Raw genomic sequence first — 424 nt, forward strand, 5'->3', positions numbered from 1 at the left:
GTAGTAATAGTCATAAACCAGCGTGATGATGCCGACCTCACCCTTGCCGCCAATCGCCCCGACAAGTTCCTGCGCGGCGAAATAGGCATTCTTTTCATTGTCGGAGGCGACAACGGTCACATAGTCCTTGCCCGGGGCCATATCGACCGGGACGTTGTCCATGAAAACCAGCTTGATGCCGGCTGCCGCCGCCTTCTTGTAGGCTTCGGACTCAGATTTCGGATCGATCGGAATCGAGAAGATTACGTCCGGCTTGCGGGCGGTCATCTGCTCCAGATCGCTGATTTGCTGGCCGGGCTGGAACTTGGCGTCGGTGGTTCCTACGACCTCGATACCGAGGTCCTTGAGCGTGTTGCTGATTCCGGCGACCTGCAACTGAGGCCAGCCGGCATCCATGGTGTGCATCACCAGTCAAGCGGTAAAC

1 protein-coding gene is annotated in these 424 nt (G+C 57.5%); it reads right to left on the reverse strand.

The genetic code is table 11. From position 1 onward, the window contains the following. Positions 1-405: substrate-binding domain-containing protein (locus tag EN939_RS37715; RefSeq protein WP_272483153.1), on the reverse strand; the 405-nt coding region annotated here is incomplete at its 3' end. Positions 406-424 lie beyond the last annotated feature (19 nt).

Origin of the sequence: Mesorhizobium sp. M7A.F.Ca.CA.002.05.1.1, assembly GCF_003998335.1 — a bacterium.
Classification (GTDB): domain Bacteria; phylum Pseudomonadota; class Alphaproteobacteria; order Rhizobiales; family Rhizobiaceae; genus Mesorhizobium.